Genomic DNA, 18,617 nt, shown 5'->3' with positions numbered 1-18,617 from the left:
GGCTGAGAACCCGTCATTACATATCGGATTCCCTGATTTTATAACCCCGCCAAACTCCCAATAATGCGCGTAATATAGCATTGTGAACCGGCCTCTTTCTTCCGGTCATCAAGAATTGCGGACCCCCGCTATTATCATTCAGAACAATTCCACTTTTGCTTAGAAAATTATTGACCTTACATGCTCATGAGAATAGTTCGCATTTGCATTGAGTCGTCTTCGGGGAAATTGGATTATCATGAATCGTTTTACGCATATTGGCCGCACTGCCAGTCTTGGCCTGCTGGTTTTTGCCATGCACAGCGCGCCAGCAATGGCTCAACAAGGCAAAGATACGGGCAGCCAGATCAAGCAAGATCAGCGTAGAACCACTGATGAAATCATTGTTACCGCAACCCGTACAAAATTACCGATCAGCGCGCTTCCGATCACGGTTGATATTGTCGATACCCAGAAATTGACGAGTCAGGTGGCAATGAGCGGGTCAACCGTAGATGCTATCTCAGCCCTCGTGCCGTCATTTTCACCCACCCGCCAAAAACTGACCGGATCGGGTGAAAGCCTGCGAGGCCGTTCGCCATTATTCGCCATCAACGGCGTCCCGCAAACCACACCAATCCGGAACAGCTCGCGCGATGGTCATTCGCTTGACCCGTTTTTTGTCGACCGGATTGAATTGATATATGGCTCCAATGCTTTGCAAGGGATTGGCGCAACGGGCGGCGTTATCAATCAGGTGCTTGTCAGCGCACCGGAGGTCGAGGGTATAAGCGGCCGCACACTTGTGCAGGCCTCTGCCGACAGCGGTTTTGATGATGACGGTTTTGGCGGGAAAGTCGCTGCCCTGATCAATTACCGCTCTGGCGCATTTGACGCCAGCATAGGCGCCACCTTTGAACGGCGCGGCGCTTTTTACGATGGTCATGGCAACCGCATTGGCGTCGATACAACGCAAGGCGAGATTCAGGATAGTGACAGCTATTCCATCTTCGGTCGCTTTGGCTACCAGCTTTCCGATAGCGCGCGGATTGAACTGGTCGCCAATCGTTTCAGCCTTGAAAGCAATACCAATTATGTGCCTGTTGCCGGAGACCGGGCGACCGGCATTCCTTCAACTTCGGTTCGTGGAACAACGCCGGGCGAGCCTGCTTCCAACCGTAACGAGCTTATATCCTTATCCTTGACCGATGACGATCTGGGCGGCGGAACATTCACGCTACAGGGCTTTTTCAACCGTTCCCGCGATATATTTGGTGGCGGCGTTTTTGGCACATTTCAGGATCCGTCCATCGACCCGTCTGGCACATTATTTGAACAATCTGCCAACCGCTCCCGCAAGCTGGGCGGAAAGTTAAGTTACGAACGCGAGTTGATAGAGAATCTGACGATCACAGGCGGATTTGACGCGCTGTTTGACCGCACCAAACAGGTTCTGGTCCAGACGGACCGGACATGGGTGCCGGAAACCGAATTCCAGAGCCTAGCCCCGTTTACCCAGGCCAATCTGGGCCTGTTTGACCGGCTTATCACCATCGCTGGTGGTGTGCGCTGGGAAAATGTCGAATTGAAAGTCGATGACTTTACAACCATTGCCAGCGCCGGAAACACTATGGTTGCAGGCGGCAATCCGAAATTTGACGAATTTCTGCCGAATGTCGGGCTTATCATCGAACCGATAACGGGTATCCGCGCCTATGGTAGCTATACCAAGGGCTATACCATTCCCGATGTTGGCCGCATTTTGCGCGGCATCAACACACCGGGCGTGGACATCGACAACTTCCTTGATGTGAACCCGATTATTTCCGACAACCGCGAATTGGGGCTGGAAGTGAAACGCGGACCGCTTGATGCCAGCGTCACCTATTTCTGGTCTTCGAGTGATTTTGGACAGCGGCTCGTGCTCAATACCGATGGTATTTTCGACCTGCGGCGCGAGGCAGTCGAGATTGAAGGTATTGAAATCAACCTTGGCGTGGAAACACCCCTGCCCGGCCTGAAAATCGGCGTAGGCTATAGTGACCTTGCAGGCCGGGTCGATACCGACGGTGACGGCAAGGTCGATGACGATCTCGATGGCAGCAATATTTCGCCTGACCGTTTCAACCTGTCCGCAAATTATGAAAACGGCCCGTTCTCGGCAGTCGCGCAGGCACAATTTTATCTGTCCCGCAGCTTTAAGGGACAACCCTCCAGCGCCGATTTCGAAGGCTATACCTTGTTCAATGCCCAAGTGCGCTATGAAACAGAATTGGGCGCGTTCAGCCTTAGCGCGCAAAATCTGTTCGACGAATATTATATCTCTTATGATAGCGATACAGTTCGGACGACGGACAGCTCCCGCTTTTACGCAGGGCGCGGACGGACTGTAACCCTTGGTTGGGACTGGCGCTTCTGATGAAAGCCATTGCCTGGATACACCGCTGGGCGGGTGGTATCATAGGCTTGATACTGGCCATACTCGGGCTAACCGGGACGCTATTATTATGGAAAGGCGCATGGATTGCGCTGAGCGTTCCGGGGGCGGGCAATGCTGTTACCGCAGCACCAGCCGAGCTGGCAGATGTGACGCAAAAAATTGTTGACGGCTCCGATGACCCGATCCGCTATATCCGTTTTGCAGATAATGATGTTAACGTTCACATCGTCAGCAACGGCCCGAAAAGCGGCTTTTACACCGATTCCAGCGGAACCGTCTTGGCCGCGTGGGACAATGTCTGGGGCCGGGTGGAAACAGCTCTGTTTGAAATACATCATTATTTGCTTTTGGGAGAAACGGGCACCACAATATCCGGGCTGGCTGCGCTTATTGGTTTGGGCTTTGTCATTACAGGCGTGATATTATGGTGGCCCACGCGCAAAACTTTCAAACTCCGCCTCTGGCCCGCGCGCATGACGCGACCCTCGATCATCCGTCAACATCGCGATTTGGGTGTCATATTGGCACCGCTATTGTTTCTCGGCATGCTGACCGGTGTCGCAATGACCCTGCGTCCGGTCGCCAATTTCCTTTTGTCGCCAATTTCTTCGCCAGCCGAAATGGAAGCGGCACGAGAAAAGCCCGAATTTAACGCAGGCTCGGCTGAGAATGCCGATTGGCAAACCATCATGGCCAAAGCACAGGCACGTTATCCCGATGCGATAATCCGCTTGATCAGCTTCCCGCGGGCAGAAGGCGATCCGATTACCATCCGGATGAAACAGCCGGCGGAATGGCATAATAATGGCCGGACAATGCTTTGGTTCGATGGCGCGAACGGATCACTTGTCGGAGATTCAGACGCATTGAAGCTGCCACAGGGGTTGCAGATATATAATTTTAGCTATCCCCTCCACGCCGCCAAAGTGGGTGGAATAATATATATAATATTACAGACTCTTACTGGTTTGGCCCTCACGTTACTTGGCACTCTGGCTGTATGGAGTTTTTGGTTTCGCCGTAAAAAGAAACCGGCAAAGAGAAATATGATAAGCGACGAGATCACTATTTCAGCGCACTCCTCAATATCGTGACCTGCGTATATGCTGGAGTGACAGATTAAACCGACACAAGGCTGATCTATTATTTCAAAAGTTATTACAACGTCTTAGCTAATGTGTATATCGTCAACATCGCTAAAATCTGGCTTTTCTAGCCTCGCGCTTTATCTATCACTATTGCCAATCGACCTGGCTGCTCTCTCTATGTGATCTTATGGCTCATAAATTAGAGAATAGAAATTGGAGAGTGAAGCGATGGCTATGGACCCTGCCTATATTGCTCAGATGAAACGTCTGATGGAGTGGGAAGCCGCGCGAACCGCGCCGCCAGAAGGATTTCCCCATCTACCCGACCTGCCCGCCGGACGGTATACATCCCGGGAATATTATGATCTGGAACAGCAGCACATCTGGAAAAAAAGCTGGTTGTTTGCCGCGCATATTGACGAAGTGCCCGATCCGGGCTGCTTCATGAAATGGGAAAACACCGGAACGCCCGTCATCATTGTTCATGGCATGGACGGCGAAGTGCGGGCATTTTACAATACCTGCCGCCATCGCGGCGCGCCGGTCGTCACAGAGGAAAAGGGCCGCTCTCCGCGCCTGATGTGCGGCTATCACAACTGGACTTATAAAACCGATGGTGAGCTGGTCGGTGTGCCGGACAAACAGGATTTCACCGGACTGGACATGTCTTGTCGCAGCTTGATCCCGGTCAAATGCGAGCGGCTTGGCAATCTGATTTTTGTGAACTTTGACGATGATGCAATGCCGTTAAAGGAATGGCTTGGTCCCGTCTGGGACGATTGGAAAGAGTTTCAGTTTGACAAGATCAAACTTGCCTCTCGCTATTCCTTTGACCTTAATTGCAATTGGAAGGTTGCAATGGAAGCCAATATGGAGGTCTATCATGTGCCTTTTATCCACCCAGAAACCGTGGCGCCGCTGGTTGATCACAGGCGTAATGTGAACACCATGTTCCCCAATGGTCATGCAAGAATGCTGGCCCCTGCCCCGGCAGACACAGACCGCGCCCATACCCGCGCCATTGACTCCCCGCCAGAATGGCAGGAAATTGATACGGTGGGTGAATTTGGCCGGACTTGCACGCAAAGCTATACGATGTTTCCCAACTGGGTATCGCCACTATCCAATTATTTTGTGCCGCCTTTGATTTTCTGGCCCACTGGATTGAACACAACCCGTCTGGAACTCGTCACAATGGCGCTGGACTGGGGTGATGGGCCGGCGCCTGACCTATGGACTGTGCCGGATGACACAAAGCCCAATGGCCGGAATATGAGCCAGATCATCCTGGAGGACACACAATTTGGCGAGATGATACAAAAGTCCATGGAATCTGAAGGGTTCAAAAGCGTTCCGCTCAGCTATCAGGAAGCACGAATTTATAGCTTTCACCAGACGTGCGATAAAATGATCGGGTTGGAAAAAGTGCCGGAAGATTTGGCCGTGCAACAGGTTATTGGTGATGAATGGGTCTATCCCAACGACCCGCGCGTCGCGCAGATGTAACAATTGGAAGCCGCAGAATAACGCTGACCTGTCTGGGCATAGTGCATATGATGTATCCTACAAGGCAGAAGACCGTCACCTAGCACCATAGAACCAACAGATTGGCGCATATATTGCATCAAAGCCTAGCCTTTCGCGCAGGACATCACTAAATGCACTATCATGCATTTCTTAGATCAAGCCAAAATATACGTTAGCTCTGGCCAGGGCGGGCCGGGTTCTGTCAGTTTTCGGCGTGAAAAATATATCCAATATGGCGGCCCTGACGGCGGTAACGGCGGCAAAGGCGGCGATATTATTTTCAAGGCGGTTGGCGGTCTCAATACGCTTATCGACTTTCGTTATACCCAGCATCTGCGCGCTCAACGTGGCAGAGGCGGTGCTGGCCGTAACCGCACCGGCGCGGGCGGAGAAGATCTGGTCATAAAAGTACCCGTTGGAACGCAGGTTCTGTCCGAAGACAAAGAACATGTGTTGCTCGACTTTACCCGCGAAGGGCAGGAAGAGATATTTCTTAAAGGCGGGATCGGTGGCCGCGGTAATGCCAGCTATAAAAGCTCGACCAACCGCGCCCCGCGCCAGCACCAACCCGGCGAACCCGGCGAAGAAGCAGCGGTCTGGCTGCGTTTGAAACTGATTGCGGATGCGGGCCTTGTCGGCTTGCCAAATGCCGGTAAATCGACCTTCATTAATTTTGTCAGTAATTCAAAAGCCAAAGTAGGAGCGTATCCGTTTACCACCATCCATCCCCAATTGGGCGTGGTACATCATCAAGGACGCGAATTTGTTTTGGCCGACATTCCCGGCTTGATTGATGGCGCCGCTGAAGGCGCCGGTATCGGAGACCGGTTCTTGGGTCATATTGAACGCTGTAAAGTCCTGCTGCACCTTGTCGATGCTACTGGCGATGATCCGGTACAGGCTTGGAAAACTGTGACTAAAGAGCTGGAACAATATGGCGGTGGCCTTTCTGAAAAGCGGCAGATATTGGCGCTGAACAAAGCTGATTTGCTTGACGATGAGCTTATGGATTCCATTGCAGATGATCTGCGCGCAGCAGGCGCAACTGAAATCCTGCCCCTTTCGGGAGCCACTGGCAAGGGCATGGACGTTGTTTTGAACAAGCTTCTTGAAGCGGTGGGCAGTCACAGTTCGATTGAGCAAAAAGACCGCCTTTCTGACGAAGGCAACATCCTCGACGAGGAGGAAAAGGCGGACTGGTCGCCGCTATGACGTCATCACCGAAAGAAACCTTAGTCGTAAAAGTCGGTTCTTCACTGCTGGTGAACGAGGACGGAAGTTTGCGCCGGGAATGGCTTGCGACACTGGTTTCCGACATTGCCAAGCGCCATCAGGAAAATATCTCGGTGATCATTGTGTCATCCGGATCCATAGCATTGGGCGCTCGCAAACTTGGCTTGAAAAAGGGTGGCCGCGACAGCCTGTCCGATGCCCAGGCAGCAGCATCCGTCGGGCAAATTGCTCTGAGTAGCCTGTGGTCGGAACTGCTCGCCGAACATGATATTACCGCGGCCCAGATGTTGCTTACACTTGATGATATGGAAGATCGTAAACGCTATCTCAATGCCGCAGCTACGCTGGAAAAGCTCCTTGAGAGCCGTGCTGTTCCTGTGATTAACGAGAATGACAGCGTGGCTACCGATGAAATCCGTTTCGGTGACAATGACCGCTTGGCCGCGCGGGTGGCGCAGGCAGCATCAGCAGACCGTGTCATTCTATTGTCCGATATTGACGGACTTTATGACCGTTCCGCTGGCGCGACCGAAGGACAATTTATCGGACTGGTCGAACAGGTTGATGACCGGATCATGGCAATGGCGGATGGGTCCACCTCCTCCGGCATAGGGTCCGGCGGGATGACATCTAAATTGGAAGCTGCAAAAATTGCCAGTTTTGCGGGGATTGAACTGTCGATCATCTCTGGCCGGGAAGAATATCCTTTGGAACGTTATGCGCTGACCAATGTCGGAACATTGTTCAAGGCCAATGGCAATGCCAATGCTCGTAAAAGCTGGCTGGGCGGCGGCCTCACTTCCGCAGGAACTATCGCAGTCGATGACGGGGCCGCAGAAGCTTTGCAAAAAGGCGGCAGCCTGCTTTCGGCGGGTATTATTACCATCGAAGGCCAGTTTGAACGCAGCGATATTGTCAAAATAACAGATTCAGACGGCAAAGTAATCGCTCGCGGACTGGCCGAATATAATGCGCTTGATTGCGCCAAGATCATTGGCCGGCGCAGCTCCGAACTAGAAGCCGTTTTGGGCTATGCACCGCGCAGCGCCGTGGTTCATCGCAACCAGATGGTGCTGGTTTGACATTGAATATGAACAGATAATTCTATGCGATCCAAGCAAACTCTCGCAATAACCGGCGCGACCGGTTTTGTAGGCGGGCATTTACTTAACCTTGCCGTGCGTGCCGGTTTTCCGGTTCGCGCCCTCACACGCAGCATGCAGGATGACCGGCCTAATGTCACGTGGGTTCGCGGCGCTTTGGACAACCCGGCAAGTCTGAATGTATTGTGCACCGGCGCAGATGTCGTCATCCACATCGCCGGCGTAGTGAACGCACCGACACGCGAAGGATTTGAAGCGGGTAATGTCGCAGGAACGCTTGCGGTTATAGAGGCTAGCAAAGCGGCTGGATGCCAGCGCTTCATCCATGTCTCATCGCTTGCAGCAACGATGCCAAAACTCTCCGCTTATGGTGACAGCAAAGCCAAAGCGGAAAAAATTGTTGCGTCCAGTGGTCTCGACTGGACAGTCATCCGTCCACCCGCCGTTTATGGCCCCGGTGACAAGGAAATGCTGGACATTTTCAAGGTAGCGAAGCTGGGCTTTGTCCCCCTGCCCCCCAATGCCGATGGTCGCCTTTCCGCCATCCATGTTGACGACTTATCACATGCACTAATGTCTATCATTCCCGAACATGATGTTCTGACTACAGCAACTTTTGAAGTGGATGACGGTAAAACCGGCGGCTGGACTCAAGCAAGTTTCGCCAAAGCCATTGGCTGGGCAGTCGGCAAACAGATCAAACCCATAGCGACACCGAAATGGATTTTGGATCTCGGTGCCAGAACGGATCGTCTGATACGCCGCGACAGAGCAAAATTATCGGCCGATAGGGTAAGTTATTTCTGTCATGATGACTGGACGGTCAATCCTGCCAAGCGTTTGCCTCCGCAGCTATGGACACCGCAAATTGAAACGCGCCAGGGCCTGAAAGATACCGCCGACTGGTATCGGCAAAATGACTGGCTGTGATTAACGACACAAAAGTCTAAACAAGCGGCCCGGCAAAAAGCTCGATCATATAGCTTGCAAATGTCAGCGTCAGTCCAAATAGGAATACGCGATAAGCCCAGCCAAGAAAACGATATTTCTTGCGCCCCAATATGGTTCCCATCTGGTAAATGTCCCGTGACATTGCGCGATAGGTTGCTTCCTGGCTTTCTAATTCCTGGTCGAGCAAGCGGCTCACATACTCATCCTCTGTCATTCCCCGAAATCCGCCAAAGAAAAGTAAGTTTGACGGGGTGTCACCACGCGGTACAGTTGCTGGCATTACGGCGATTGCCGCCAGACCAGCCGAAGCAAAAGCCGAAACCGCCAGGATCAGCAATGGTATTGATAAATCGCCGGACTGGCTTTGACCAATGGCCAGCGTGAAAACTACAAATGTCGCACCGATCAGCATATTCGCCTTGTGATCAGCCATCAGGCTTAACTGCACATGATGCTGCTGCGTCGTTCGCAATGCATGAATAACATCGTCTGGCCAATTTCTCTCGCTCATCCTATCCCCTACCCTCATAAATTCATGTACTACGCCAATGCAGCGCATGAGTGGCATAGTCGGTGCAATTGGGCAAGCCAGCGTCTTTATCCCCATTCTTGTGCCCTGTTTCAGCCTTATTCGCTTGCCAATGGGGGCTACACCTTGGCAAAGGTTGCATGTTGGCGACCAACAGAACTATTGCCGCAAAGATTAACAGACAAATTATTGGGAAACTGGATTATGGCTAGCCGTGAAGAAATCATGACGAAGGTTGAGGCATTGGTCGAACCGTTCAACAACAAGGGCGTCCCATTGAAAGAGACGACCACCTTTGCCGGTGATCTGGAGTGGGACAGCTTGACTGTGATGGATTTTGTTGCCGCGGTCGAGGATGAGTTTGACATCATTATCACCATGAATATGCAGGCAGAAATTGAAACCGTTGGTCAACTCGCGGATGCTGTTGCCAAGTTGATGGAAAGCTGAGCGAGACAGATGACCGATCTTTTGAGTAAATTCGATCCGTTGATTCAAGAGCGCGAAGCTCTGCTCGCAACAGGTGTGAAAGATCCGTTCTCTCTGGTGATGGAGGAGGTAAAGTCCCCGACAGTCGCCATAGTTAATGGTAAGGAAACCATTTTGCTGGGCACCTATAATTACATGGGCATGACCTTTGACGAGGATGTGCAGGCTGCCGGACTTAAAGCATTGAAGGACTATGGCTCTGGCACCACTGGTAGCCGTGTGTTTAATGGCACATATAGCCTGCATAAAGATTGCGAAGATGCGCTAAAAGAATTTTACGCGATGGACCATGCGATGGTCTTTTCCACCGGATATCAGGCCAATCTGGGCATTATTTCAACGCTCGCGGGCAAGGGTGATTACATCATTCTTGACATTGATAGCCACGCATCAATCTATGATGGCTGCGCCATGGGTAATGCCGAAATTGTCGCATTCCGTCATAATGATGTCGAAGCACTGGAAAAACGTCTGAAACGCTTGCCTGCTGAGGCCGGGAAACTGGTCGTGCTTGAGGGTGTTTATTCGATGCTTGGCGATGTCGCGCCACTCAAGGAAATGATCCGGGTCAGCAAAGAAAACGGCGCAATGGTTCTGGTCGATGAGGCCCATAGCATGGGCTTCATTGGCGAAAATGGCCGCGGCGTAGCAGAAGATCAGGGCGTGATTGACGATGTCGATTTCATCATCGGCACATTCAGCAAGTCGGTTGGCACTGTTGGCGGTTTTTGTGTTTCCAACCACCCGAAGTTCGAGATTTTGCGGCTGGTTTGCCGTCCTTATGTATTCACTGCATCGCTACCGCCAAGTGTGATGGCAACCGCCAGCACCTCTATACGCAAACTGATTCACAGCGGTAACAAACGGGCGCATTTGTGGGAAAATAGCAAGAAACTCCACAAAGGTCTGCGCGATTTGGGTTTTGAGCTGGGAACCGCCGAAGCGCAAAGCGCGATTATCGCCGTGATTATGCCCGATCTGGAACGCGGCGCGATGATGTGGCAAGCATTGCTGGCAGAAGGCCTTTACGTCAATCTCGCGCGCCCTCCCGCTACGCCCGGCAATATGACGCTGCTGCGATGTTCGCTGTGCTCGGAACATACGTCGGAACAGGTGGACCAGATTTTGGGCATGTTTGAAGCTGCCGGAAAAGCGGTCGGCGCGATTTAGGCAACTGGTTTTACGCCGGAAGAAAGCATTTTAATGAATTTACACACCAATAGCATTGCCATCGAACAGCGCGGCGCTATCGAGATTCTCTCGCTTAACCGGCCAGACAAGCTCAATACGATGAACGAAGATATGATCTTCGCCTTGCAGGATTATTTTCGCGGGCTTCAGGACCGCCAAGATGTTCGCGTCGTTTTGTTTCGGGCAGAAGGCCGGGCATTTTGTGCGGGACTAGATATCGGCGCATGGAAAAATGACGGCACCCGGGGGCATATCCAGCATATGTGGCGGACTCAGCGCAGCATCGCGTCGGTCATGCAATTGATGCGGCAATGTCCTCAGCCCATTATTTCACTGGCGCAGGGCGCAGCTTGCGGTGGTGGCTTTTCGCTGCTGCTGGCCAGCGACGTTCGTTATGGCGCACCGAGCCTGAAAATGAATGCGGCATATATCAAAATCGGCCTTGGCGGATGTGATATGGGATCGAGCTATTTCCTGCCCCGGCTTGTCGGAGCATCGCTGGCATCGGAATTGATCCTGACAGGAAGGTTTATCCATGCAGAACGCGCGGAAAGGCAAGGACTGATCAGCGCTATGGTCGATGAAGATCAGCTGCTTTCCACTGGTCTATCACTGGCAGAGGAAATGCTTGATACCGCACCCATGGGTCTGCGGCTGACAAAGGACGCGCTGAACCGCAATATCGATGCCCAGAGTTTTGAGGCTGCATTGGCCATAGAAGACCGACAGCAGGTCATGTTGAGCATGACTGAAGATAGTAGAGAAGCAGCCAAAGCATTCTTCGCCAAGCGGAAACCGGAGTATAAAGACCGCTAAGACAGATTAGCTCCACGCTCTCGGTTCTTACGCTCGGTTTTCTTCTTATATATTAGGAATATGTCCGCGCAATCGGTGGGCATGACATATTCCGTTTTGCTTTTAATATAAGTCCCGTATCGGAACTTATATGCTGTGCCTGCGTATTGTTGTTAGACATTATAAGAGCCAGGAGAAGCAAGAATGGGCAGCTATACTCGCTACATTGTTATGATTTTGACAGCTACTCTGGTGATGTACGGACTGATGTATCTCAACACCTACGCTATGGATCATGTCTATTTTAGCGAAACCCGCACATGGATGGCGGTATATATGGGCGCAGCCATGGCGATTATCATGCTGTTATTCATGCTTGGAATGTATCAGGACAAACGCAAGAATATCATGATCTTTGTGAGCGCCATTATCATCTTCGCCGGATCGTTATTTCTTGTAAGGTCACAAAATACGGTTTCTGATCAGGCATGGCAAAAAGCGATGATCCCTCATCATAGTATCGCCATTCTGACAAGTGAGCGCGCCAATATCGAGGACAAGAGAGTGCGTGATCTGGCCGATAGAATTATCGAGGCCCAACGCAAAGAAATCAAGGAAATGCAATGGTTGATCAAGGATATTGACCAAAATGGCAAAGCTACGACGGATGCAAAAGCCTTAGCGCGCCCCGTTCCAGATTTTGAAGGCAAACTAAATCCCTAATCCTTATCAAAAAGACGCTCGGATTTGGTAAACTCAGACCTCTAACGATCCCGGTGCTCTGTCCCCTGCCCTGCTGTAATAAACACCGCCGACGCCTCGCTTTCAATATCAGCGGTATGCCAGACACCCGGCGGATTTATCGCATATTCTCCTTCGCGCAGGACAGTCCGCTTTTGCGTATCGTCTGACAATTGCTGGATCAAAATAATTTCACCTTTGATACACAGCACCATTTCAGCACCAACAGGGTGCATCTCCCACATGGTCCAAGATTCGGAAAAACTGTGCAGCGATACCAGCCGCCCTTCTTCACCATCTGCTTCATGACGCTTGCTATAGGCTTCATACCAATCGGGATCACCGTTAAACTCCGGTTGGGTTACCGCGCTCCCCCCATGCCCTAGATGAACGGGATTATAGGATAGTTTTTCTGGCATTTCTGCTTCTCCTGATCTGTAGCCCCGCTTATTTTATTGCGCCTCCCGCTACCAGTTTTGGCAACATGACCAGCGCACCTAATATCGGCCATTTGCGTTGCCATGGCTTGATGACATAATTTGTCCCGGCATGGCGGTTTATTTTCCATGCAAGATAATCGATCCCGCCGGCATAAGTTGCAGATGCTTTGGCCAGCCGTGCAAGGGTCAGCATTTTGCCATTCCGGCGCAAGCGTGGCCAGCGCCTTTTTTCCGCTGCGATCTGCTGTTGCTGGCCGTGGGCAATTTGAACTGTGCCGTTTTTCACTCTGGCGGCTATGGAGCATTGCGGGATTGCTAGTGAACCGAACCGCTCATAGCGCTCTGGAGCAAAATCGACGACCGACTGTGATCGTTCTTTTCGTTCTGCCCGCAATTCCGCACCATAAGTCAGCGCAAAGCCTTTTTCCCAAAGCTGCGAAAGTGTAGCGGGCTGTTGTATTTCATCCAGATGGGCCAAAGCACCATTGAGCAGTGTAACCGGCGCAGCTTCAATGGCCGCGACCACAGTCTCTCTGGCCTGTTGGTCCGCGCACCATGCCAGCCGTGACGGTTGGGCAAAGCGGGCCCAGACACTCACCGTGCTCGCTTCCGGGCGATTTAATCTATGGAAATCAGCTTCACTCAGCACAGCGATTTTGGCAACAAGCCCGTCATGCTCCGCCGGGAAAACATTTGGCGGCAATATTTTGTTCGCGCGCACTAACCAGCTTTTTCCATAGACCGCTTCATAATTTGAAACGATCAAATAAAAGTCGAGCATCTGACCTTCAAGCTCGGTCGTTCTAAGGCATGAACCGTAAAAAAGCACAGCCCGAGAGGCTTCACCATATTGCGCGGCAATCGCCGATGCAAAATCAGCGACGCGCCGTTCGACTGGCTCTGCCAGTTCACTTTCAACGAGATGCTTAAGGTCGCTCACCCGCAGGATATTAGCCTAAGCTGCGAGGCGAAGGAAGGACACCGGCTTGGTCGATTTCAAAACAATCGGCCTGCCTTCCTGTGCAAAGAATAATTCGCCGTCCATAACAACATTGCTGTTTTTGCCTTCAATCCGGATCATATCGCCATGCTCAAGATAAATACCCTTTTGCACGGATTTGCCCAGACGACCAAAGAGCGCAGAGAAGATAAAACGGACCAGTGCCGCCGGCTTCTGATCTATGGCCATGAATTGCAAATGCCCGTTTTTTCTGCGCGGCTGGGTCAATCGGCGCATTAGCAGCAATTTTTCCAGAGTAGTAACAATCAATATGGCGAAATTGCCTTGATACTGGCCGTTTTTAATCAGTGAAATGCTGATCGGAGAAGGCCTGTTCGGCAAGAATTTAGCGCTTATACCAAATAGTAGCGAGGCTAAAGCAGCCAGGACAGTCAGAATATGGGATGCCGCATTGGGCAAACCCAGCGGATATATTTTATGCCGGCAATATAAGATAAACTCCGACAATCCCGCTCCGCCAAGGAACATGCCCAAAACGACTTTACTGTCCTTGCGACCGTCAGACAATGCGATAAGCTCCCGGTTGACCAGATGATCATGCAAATCATGCTTGGCCATTTCCACAATGCGTTCCAAAGCTTTCAGCGGATTGCCCTCTGCTCCAAGGTCCAACGCAATCAGATTGGTCTTGCCATTGGGTAGCACCGCAACCGGCGGCGGATTGTCACCGAAATGTCCACCCTGATGCAATTCGGTGAGCGCGGCCTGAACCGTGCCATCACCGCCGTTGATCACCAGCACCTTGGGATTCACCTTGGCAATGGTATGCAATGCCTTGGTAATTTCATCTACATCATCGACTTCATAATGAAAAACATCGCTATTATTGACACAATAAGAACGCACCTGCGGTAATATCGCACGATTACCCGTGGAATTTGGATTAGAAAGCAATGCTACGTTCGTCATTATTTAATTATCCGTTTCCCTGTTCCGTCTGTCACATATATTTCATCTGGATGCTGATAGACTTCACTTCATTACCCACTGAAAAAGCGGTTTTTTTGTAACTGGGTTTACCCAGGTTAAATATATTGATGCTCGGATCATTTGACATGCCGCCACCGTCGGTCGAAATATCGGTTTTTCCATTGCCATTCACATCATGGCGCACAGCGATGCCATAGGTTCCGCTTTTCGGAACAGGCACGCAAAACATCATGCTCCCTCTCTTTGCCGGAACTTCGATACGATTGATCCACGCCCCTTTAGTCAGCCAATCCGCCCGTGTTCCTCGATAGCTTTGCACACGAATTTTTCCCGATGATTGTTTAATGCCATTCAAACTCACCAGCACAGCCGGACCATTACCCGCCCTGCATTTACTCATATCATTGGGAATTTTCTGGCCTGCATTTGCCGCAGACACTGGTAAAGCCAAAAGAATGGTTGAAAGTACAAACGAAGCTGCAATTTTCAACATGACGAAAATACTCCTAGTCGTTATAACCGCGAATACTCTGCGGTGGTCAAAGAATCGGCCCCCCTTTAAGCATGCCGTTATGCAAATGATTTACGGCAGAATCATGGTGAGAGGGCGACGATAAGTTGAAATTCTTAAGTTCCACCGATCGTTATATCGCCCGGCTGATTGCCGTTCCGCTGTTTAGCACGCTGGTTATTGCTGCAATGCTGCTCGTGCTGGAAAAAATGCTGCGCCTGTTCGACTTTGTTGCCGCAGAGGGCGGCCCCGTCAGTGTAGTGTGGCGGATGCTGGCTAATCTTATCCCCGAATATCTCTCGCTGGGCATCCCGATCGGCTTGTTACTGGGAATATTACTGGCTTTTCGGAAGCTCGCGCTTAGCTCTGAACTGGATGTTTTCAGGGCTGTCGGACAAGGCTACACCCGCCTGTTAAAAGTGCCCTATATGTTTGCGGTCGCTCTGATGTTGGTCAATCTGGCGCTGGTCGGGTTTATACAGCCGTTATCGCGCTATTATTACGAGGAATTGCGCTTTGAATTGCGGTCCGGTGCGCTGGGAGCCTCGATCAAGGTCGGCGAATTTACCAATCTTGGTTCAAAAATGACCATGCGGATCGAGGAAAGCCGCGACAATGGCACAAAATTAAGCGGGATGTTTGTCCGCGCAGAAAATAAATCCGGGCAAACCATTTCCGTTACTGCCGAAAATGGCCAGTTTCTTGCCACTGACGACCCTGACACAATCATATTGCGCCTGTCCAAGGGCGTGCTCATACATGACGCACCGAATTATGAAAAACCCCGGATATTGAGCTTTAGCAGCCATGATCTGCCGATTGATCTACCCGATATTGCAGCATTTCGATCAAGGGGTGAAAAAGATCTGGAATATACTATCCCGGAATTGGTACGGATCGGACTGGATCAGGATCGGCCCGAGACAGAACGAAACCAGAGCCGGGCTAATTTCCATTACCGTATGGTTGAAGTCGTCATGATGCTGTTGATGCCTCTTTTGGCGTTGGCACTGGCCATTCCGCCAAAGCGATCCAATTCCGCGCTGGGGGTTTTTATCTCCATTGTGATGATTGTGACCTATCACAAGGTCAATCAATATGGTGAGGATATCGGCGCGCTTGGCATTGTTGATCCGATCATCGCCTTATGGGTGCCGTTCATATTGTTCGGCTCGTTGATTATCTGGATGTATCATATGGTCGCCCATGTCCCCGGCGGACAACCGATCGGTGCCTTGGAAAAGGCATTCTCAAAATTCGGCGGGGTTTTCAAAGGGCTATTGAATTTCAATCGGAAACGGTCTGATGTCAGATAACAAGCACAGCAGTATATCGGCTATATTGTCGTGAACGGAGACGCACAGGCATGAATTTTTTCCCTTCGCGGACACTGGCTCTTTACATGGCCAAAATGCTAACGCTACGGACTTTGGCGGTGCTGGCTATGCTGGTGCTGGTTTTACAGGCATTGGACCTTCTGGGCGAAAGTGGCCGCATTATGGCGCAGCAGGGCAACGGCCAGTCCGAATTGTGGACCTATATCACCTTGCGCGCACCGCAACTGGTTCAGCGCTTCCTGCCTTTTGCAGTTTTGCTCGGCACTATCATTACGGCGGCTACCCTGAACCAGAATAGTGAAGTTATCTCAATGAAAGCGGGAGGCCTTTCTGCACATCAGATTCTCGCGCCTCTGGTCATCACCAGCCTGATCGTCGCCATAATATCATTTCTGTTCAACGAAACGGTCGTGGCGCCTGCTACGGCGCGGCTTTCGGCATGGGAAAGAGTGGACTATGGGCCGATTCCAGCAGCCAGCAACGTGCGAACCAATGTCTGGGTTCGTGATGGCAATAATCTGGTCAATGCCAAAACAGTCACCGGGCGCGGAACAGATGTCCTTTTGCAAGATATAACTATTTATGACCGGTCCGGTAACAGCTTACGTAGCCTGATGCATGGTGATGAAGCCCGATTTACCGGGACTACATGGAATGTAACCGGCGTCACCAAGTTCGACGTATTGACCGGCACGGAAGAACTGAAAGAAAGCATAACGATCGGGGACAGTTTGCGACCCGATCAATTCACGCTGGCGAATGTGGATGCAGCGAGCCTATCCTTTCCCCAGTTAATGTCCGCGATTACAGAGCTGAAAAAAGCCGGGCGTCCGACAATGGCACTGCAATCGAACCTGTGGCACAAGATTTCAAGCCCGTTATCAGCGGTATTAATGCCATTACTTGGCGCAGTGGCTGCATTTGGTCTGGCTAGATCCGGACAGCTTTTTATCCGCGCGGTTATCGGCATGGCGCTTGGCTTTGCCTATTTCGTCGCGGATAACTTCTCGCTCGCTATGGGCACTATTGGCGCTTATCCACCAATATTAGCAGCATGGGCACCATTTATTCTGTTTTTCCTGATCGGTGAAACAGTGCTTATCCGCACGGAAGAATAGGTTTAGCCAACCGTTTTCGGACGGGATGGCGTATCACTCGCGCTGCCACGCACCAATTCAACCACCAATGACCATAGGCCGGGGTGATTGGCGCGGTAATAGGTTGATCCCTGTGGCAGCGCATCGGAAATACGGCGATGCGCTTCACCCAGCGCATGATAGGGCACACCGGGCAAAAGATGATGCAAAGCATGATAGCGCAATCCGACCGGCGCCCATAATGCAGGCAAGAAACCGGGAGGCGGAACATTCACGCTATCCAGATATTGTTCTGTCACGCTCATAACCTCCCCGTCATTCTCCCACATATGCGCCACCAGCGTACGAATCTGGTTAAGCACAATTGCACCAGCGGCAATCGCAATCGCAATCAGAAAAGCACGAAGCGGCAGGAACCCGGTTGCCACCGCTGTCAGCAATGCGATCGCCCAGATGCTTGCGGCAATTTCCTGTGCATACCATATTTTTTTGAACGAACCTTCCGGCGGACGACGGCGGAATTCAGGGTTTATTATCAAACCGGAATAGCGCTCGACCACCAGTTTGCGTAGCGGAGGTATGAAAACCGATAACGGAGCAAGCAAGGCATAGCGAATGAACAGGCCAATAGGTGCCAATGCTGATACCAGCACGAACAAGGGAACGGTGAAAGGCTTCATCAAAGCCAGTGGAAGATATTCGGGGTCTTGCGCGGTGCCATAGCGGGTGCGGGCATGATGAAGGTTGTGGATCCCTTCATACATGAACGAAGGCAGTAATAGCGGAACACCCAGAAGCGCATTCCATGCGAAGCGGAATCCCGGTAATGATCCGCGCCGGATATGGGTCAATTCGTGAATAAAGCTGCCGGCGCGATAGAGAGCGAGAACAGATATAATGCCCGCCAATACCGCCAAGCCAACAGACTCCAATAGTATCGCAGCGATCATCGCGCCATATCCGATGAACACGGACGCAAGAAAGTCAGACCAGTAAACCATTGGACGAACGGCATTAAGATCGCGCGTGACCTTTGCCGCCGTACGGATCAGCTCATTGTCATCAAATGGCGCATTATCAACAGATTTTTCTTCGACAAAATCAGGTGATTTTGAGGTGTCCAAATCCTGCGAAGCGGCCAAAGGGGTAGAATGTTTCATAAGTTACTTCTTCCTAATCTGCTGCCTACAGCAGGATATCATGGCGAGAAAATGG

The 18,617-nt window shown here is 51.3% G+C and carries 18 protein-coding genes; 12 read left to right on the top strand and 6 right to left on the bottom strand.

Going from position 1 to position 18,617, the window contains the following annotated elements; translation table 11 throughout:
- Positions 1–238 precede the first annotated feature (238 nt).
- From AB1K62_RS09780 to AB1K62_RS09755, 6 genes are all read left to right on the top strand, one after another.
- Positions 239–2,398 (top strand): TonB-dependent receptor, encoded by a 2,160-nt coding sequence (locus AB1K62_RS09780; RefSeq protein WP_367003317.1) that lies wholly within the window; start codon positions 239–241, stop codon positions 2,396–2,398.
- Positions 2,398–3,513, top strand: coding sequence for a PepSY-associated TM helix domain-containing protein (locus tag AB1K62_RS09775; protein WP_367003315.1), 1,116 nt, complete (start codon positions 2,398–2,400; stop codon positions 3,511–3,513). Before AB1K62_RS09780 ends, AB1K62_RS09775 begins: the two co-directional genes overlap by 1 nt.
- A gap of 222 nt (positions 3,514–3,735) precedes the next feature.
- Positions 3,736–5,013: an SRPBCC family protein gene (locus tag AB1K62_RS09770; protein ID WP_367003313.1), complete on the top strand. Its 1,278-nt coding sequence runs from the start codon at positions 3,736–3,738 to the stop codon at positions 5,011–5,013.
- A 162-nt stretch (positions 5,014–5,175) separates the two neighbouring features.
- Entirely contained in the window at positions 5,176–6,246 is a 1,071-nt protein-coding gene (gene obgE / locus AB1K62_RS09765; RefSeq protein ID WP_367003312.1) for a GTPase ObgE, read from the top strand.
- Positions 6,243–7,349, top strand: coding sequence for a glutamate 5-kinase (proB, locus tag AB1K62_RS09760; RefSeq protein ID WP_367003311.1), 1,107 nt, complete (start codon positions 6,243–6,245; stop codon positions 7,347–7,349). The genes obgE and proB overlap by 4 nt, the downstream gene beginning before the upstream one ends.
- A gap of 24 nt (positions 7,350–7,373) precedes the next feature.
- Positions 7,374–8,300, top strand: a complete 927-nt coding sequence (locus tag AB1K62_RS09755; RefSeq protein ID WP_367003310.1) for an NAD(P)H-binding protein — start codon at positions 7,374–7,376, stop codon at positions 8,298–8,300.
- Positions 8,301–8,316: 16 nt separating this feature from the next.
- On the opposite strand, the gene AB1K62_RS09750 is transcribed toward AB1K62_RS09755, so the two are convergent.
- Positions 8,317–8,832, bottom strand: coding sequence for a Pycsar system effector family protein (locus AB1K62_RS09750; protein WP_367003308.1), 516 nt, complete (start codon positions 8,830–8,832; stop codon positions 8,317–8,319).
- 222 nt (positions 8,833–9,054) lie between these two features.
- Here AB1K62_RS09750 and AB1K62_RS09745 point away from each other — a divergent pair, with 222 nt between their 5' ends.
- From AB1K62_RS09745 to AB1K62_RS09730, 4 genes are all read left to right on the top strand, one after another.
- Positions 9,055–9,300, top strand: coding sequence for an acyl carrier protein (locus AB1K62_RS09745; RefSeq protein WP_367003307.1), 246 nt, complete (start codon positions 9,055–9,057; stop codon positions 9,298–9,300).
- A 9-nt stretch (positions 9,301–9,309) separates the two neighbouring features.
- The gene (locus AB1K62_RS09740) at positions 9,310–10,509 is read left to right on the top strand and encodes an aminotransferase class I/II-fold pyridoxal phosphate-dependent enzyme (protein ID WP_367003306.1); all 1,200 of its coding nucleotides are present in this window, start codon (positions 9,310–9,312) and stop codon (positions 10,507–10,509) included.
- A gap of 33 nt (positions 10,510–10,542) precedes the next feature.
- Entirely contained in the window at positions 10,543–11,346 is an 804-nt protein-coding gene (locus tag AB1K62_RS09735) for an enoyl-CoA hydratase-related protein (RefSeq protein ID WP_367003304.1), read from the top strand.
- A 183-nt stretch (positions 11,347–11,529) separates the two neighbouring features.
- Positions 11,530–12,048: a DUF305 domain-containing protein gene (locus AB1K62_RS09730; RefSeq protein ID WP_367003302.1), complete on the top strand. Its 519-nt coding sequence runs from the start codon at positions 11,530–11,532 to the stop codon at positions 12,046–12,048.
- Positions 12,049–12,089: 41 nt separating this feature from the next.
- Here AB1K62_RS09730 and AB1K62_RS09725 read toward each other — a convergent pair whose 3' ends face one another.
- Genes AB1K62_RS09725 through AB1K62_RS09710 form a run of 4 tightly spaced genes read right to left on the bottom strand, consistent with a single transcriptional unit; the run spans position 12,090 to position 14,950 of the window.
- A complete protein-coding gene (locus AB1K62_RS09725; protein WP_367003301.1) occupies positions 12,090–12,485 on the bottom strand; it encodes a cupin domain-containing protein in 396 nt (131 codons plus the stop codon).
- Positions 12,486–12,513: 28 nt separating this feature from the next.
- Positions 12,514–13,446 carry a hypothetical protein gene (locus AB1K62_RS09720; protein WP_367003300.1) on the bottom strand — a complete coding sequence of 311 codons (933 nt, stop codon included), beginning with the start codon at positions 13,444–13,446 and terminating at the stop codon, positions 12,514–12,516.
- A 15-nt stretch (positions 13,447–13,461) separates the two neighbouring features.
- On the bottom strand, positions 13,462–14,436 hold the full coding sequence (locus AB1K62_RS09715; RefSeq protein WP_367003299.1) for an acylglycerol kinase family protein: 975 nt from the start codon (positions 14,434–14,436) through the stop codon (positions 13,462–13,464).
- Between the two features lie 31 nt (positions 14,437–14,467).
- Positions 14,468–14,950 carry a DUF2141 domain-containing protein gene (locus AB1K62_RS09710; protein ID WP_367003297.1) on the bottom strand — a complete coding sequence of 161 codons (483 nt, stop codon included), beginning with the start codon at positions 14,948–14,950 and terminating at the stop codon, positions 14,468–14,470.
- 125 nt (positions 14,951–15,075) lie between these two features.
- Between AB1K62_RS09710 and lptF the strand changes: the two genes are divergently transcribed.
- Positions 15,076–16,284: an LPS export ABC transporter permease LptF gene (gene lptF, locus AB1K62_RS09705; protein ID WP_367003296.1), complete on the top strand. Its 1,209-nt coding sequence runs from the start codon at positions 15,076–15,078 to the stop codon at positions 16,282–16,284.
- A gap of 50 nt (positions 16,285–16,334) precedes the next feature.
- Positions 16,335–17,423 carry an LPS export ABC transporter permease LptG gene (gene lptG / locus AB1K62_RS09700; protein ID WP_367003294.1) on the top strand — a complete coding sequence of 363 codons (1,089 nt, stop codon included), beginning with the start codon at positions 16,335–16,337 and terminating at the stop codon, positions 17,421–17,423.
- 2 nt (positions 17,424–17,425) lie between these two features.
- Here the strand turns inward: lptG and AB1K62_RS09695 are convergent, their stop codons facing one another.
- A complete protein-coding gene (locus AB1K62_RS09695) occupies positions 17,426–18,562 on the bottom strand; it encodes a fatty acid desaturase (RefSeq protein ID WP_367003292.1) in 1,137 nt (378 codons plus the stop codon).
- Between the last annotated feature and the right edge of the window lie 55 nt (positions 18,563–18,617).

It is taken from the genome of Parasphingorhabdus sp. JC815 (assembly GCF_040717415.1).
Classification (GTDB): domain Bacteria; phylum Pseudomonadota; class Alphaproteobacteria; order Sphingomonadales; family Sphingomonadaceae; genus Parasphingorhabdus.
Note: the sequence above shows the minus strand (reverse complement) of the source record. Positions and strands in the feature narration are given on the sequence as shown.

Coding starts and splice junctions, on each gene's coding strand:
- AB1K62_RS09780 (WP_367003317.1), top strand. CDS start 239: ATGAATCGTTTTACGCATATTGGCCGCACTGCCAGTCTTGGCCTGCTG.
- AB1K62_RS09775 (WP_367003315.1), top strand. CDS start 2,398: ATGAAAGCCATTGCCTGGATACACCGCTGGGCGGGTGGTATCATAGGC.
- AB1K62_RS09770 (WP_367003313.1), top strand. CDS start 3,736: ATGGCTATGGACCCTGCCTATATTGCTCAGATGAAACGTCTGATGGAG.
- obgE (WP_367003312.1), top strand. CDS start 5,176: ATGCATTTCTTAGATCAAGCCAAAATATACGTTAGCTCTGGCCAGGGC.
- proB (WP_367003311.1), top strand. CDS start 6,243: ATGACGTCATCACCGAAAGAAACCTTAGTCGTAAAAGTCGGTTCTTCA.
- AB1K62_RS09755 (WP_367003310.1), top strand. CDS start 7,374: ATGCGATCCAAGCAAACTCTCGCAATAACCGGCGCGACCGGTTTTGTA.
- AB1K62_RS09750 (WP_367003308.1), bottom strand. CDS start 8,832: ATGAGCGAGAGAAATTGGCCAGACGATGTTATTCATGCATTGCGAACG.
- AB1K62_RS09745 (WP_367003307.1), top strand. CDS start 9,055: ATGGCTAGCCGTGAAGAAATCATGACGAAGGTTGAGGCATTGGTCGAA.
- AB1K62_RS09740 (WP_367003306.1), top strand. CDS start 9,310: ATGACCGATCTTTTGAGTAAATTCGATCCGTTGATTCAAGAGCGCGAA.
- AB1K62_RS09735 (WP_367003304.1), top strand. CDS start 10,543: ATGAATTTACACACCAATAGCATTGCCATCGAACAGCGCGGCGCTATC.
- AB1K62_RS09730 (WP_367003302.1), top strand. CDS start 11,530: ATGGGCAGCTATACTCGCTACATTGTTATGATTTTGACAGCTACTCTG.
- AB1K62_RS09725 (WP_367003301.1), bottom strand. CDS start 12,485: ATGCCAGAAAAACTATCCTATAATCCCGTTCATCTAGGGCATGGGGGG.
- AB1K62_RS09715 (WP_367003299.1), bottom strand. CDS start 14,436: ATGACGAACGTAGCATTGCTTTCTAATCCAAATTCCACGGGTAATCGT.
- AB1K62_RS09710 (WP_367003297.1), bottom strand. CDS start 14,950: ATGTTGAAAATTGCAGCTTCGTTTGTACTTTCAACCATTCTTTTGGCT.
- lptG (WP_367003294.1), top strand. CDS start 16,335: ATGAATTTTTTCCCTTCGCGGACACTGGCTCTTTACATGGCCAAAATG.
- AB1K62_RS09695 (WP_367003292.1), bottom strand. CDS start 18,562: ATGAAACATTCTACCCCTTTGGCCGCTTCGCAGGATTTGGACACCTCA.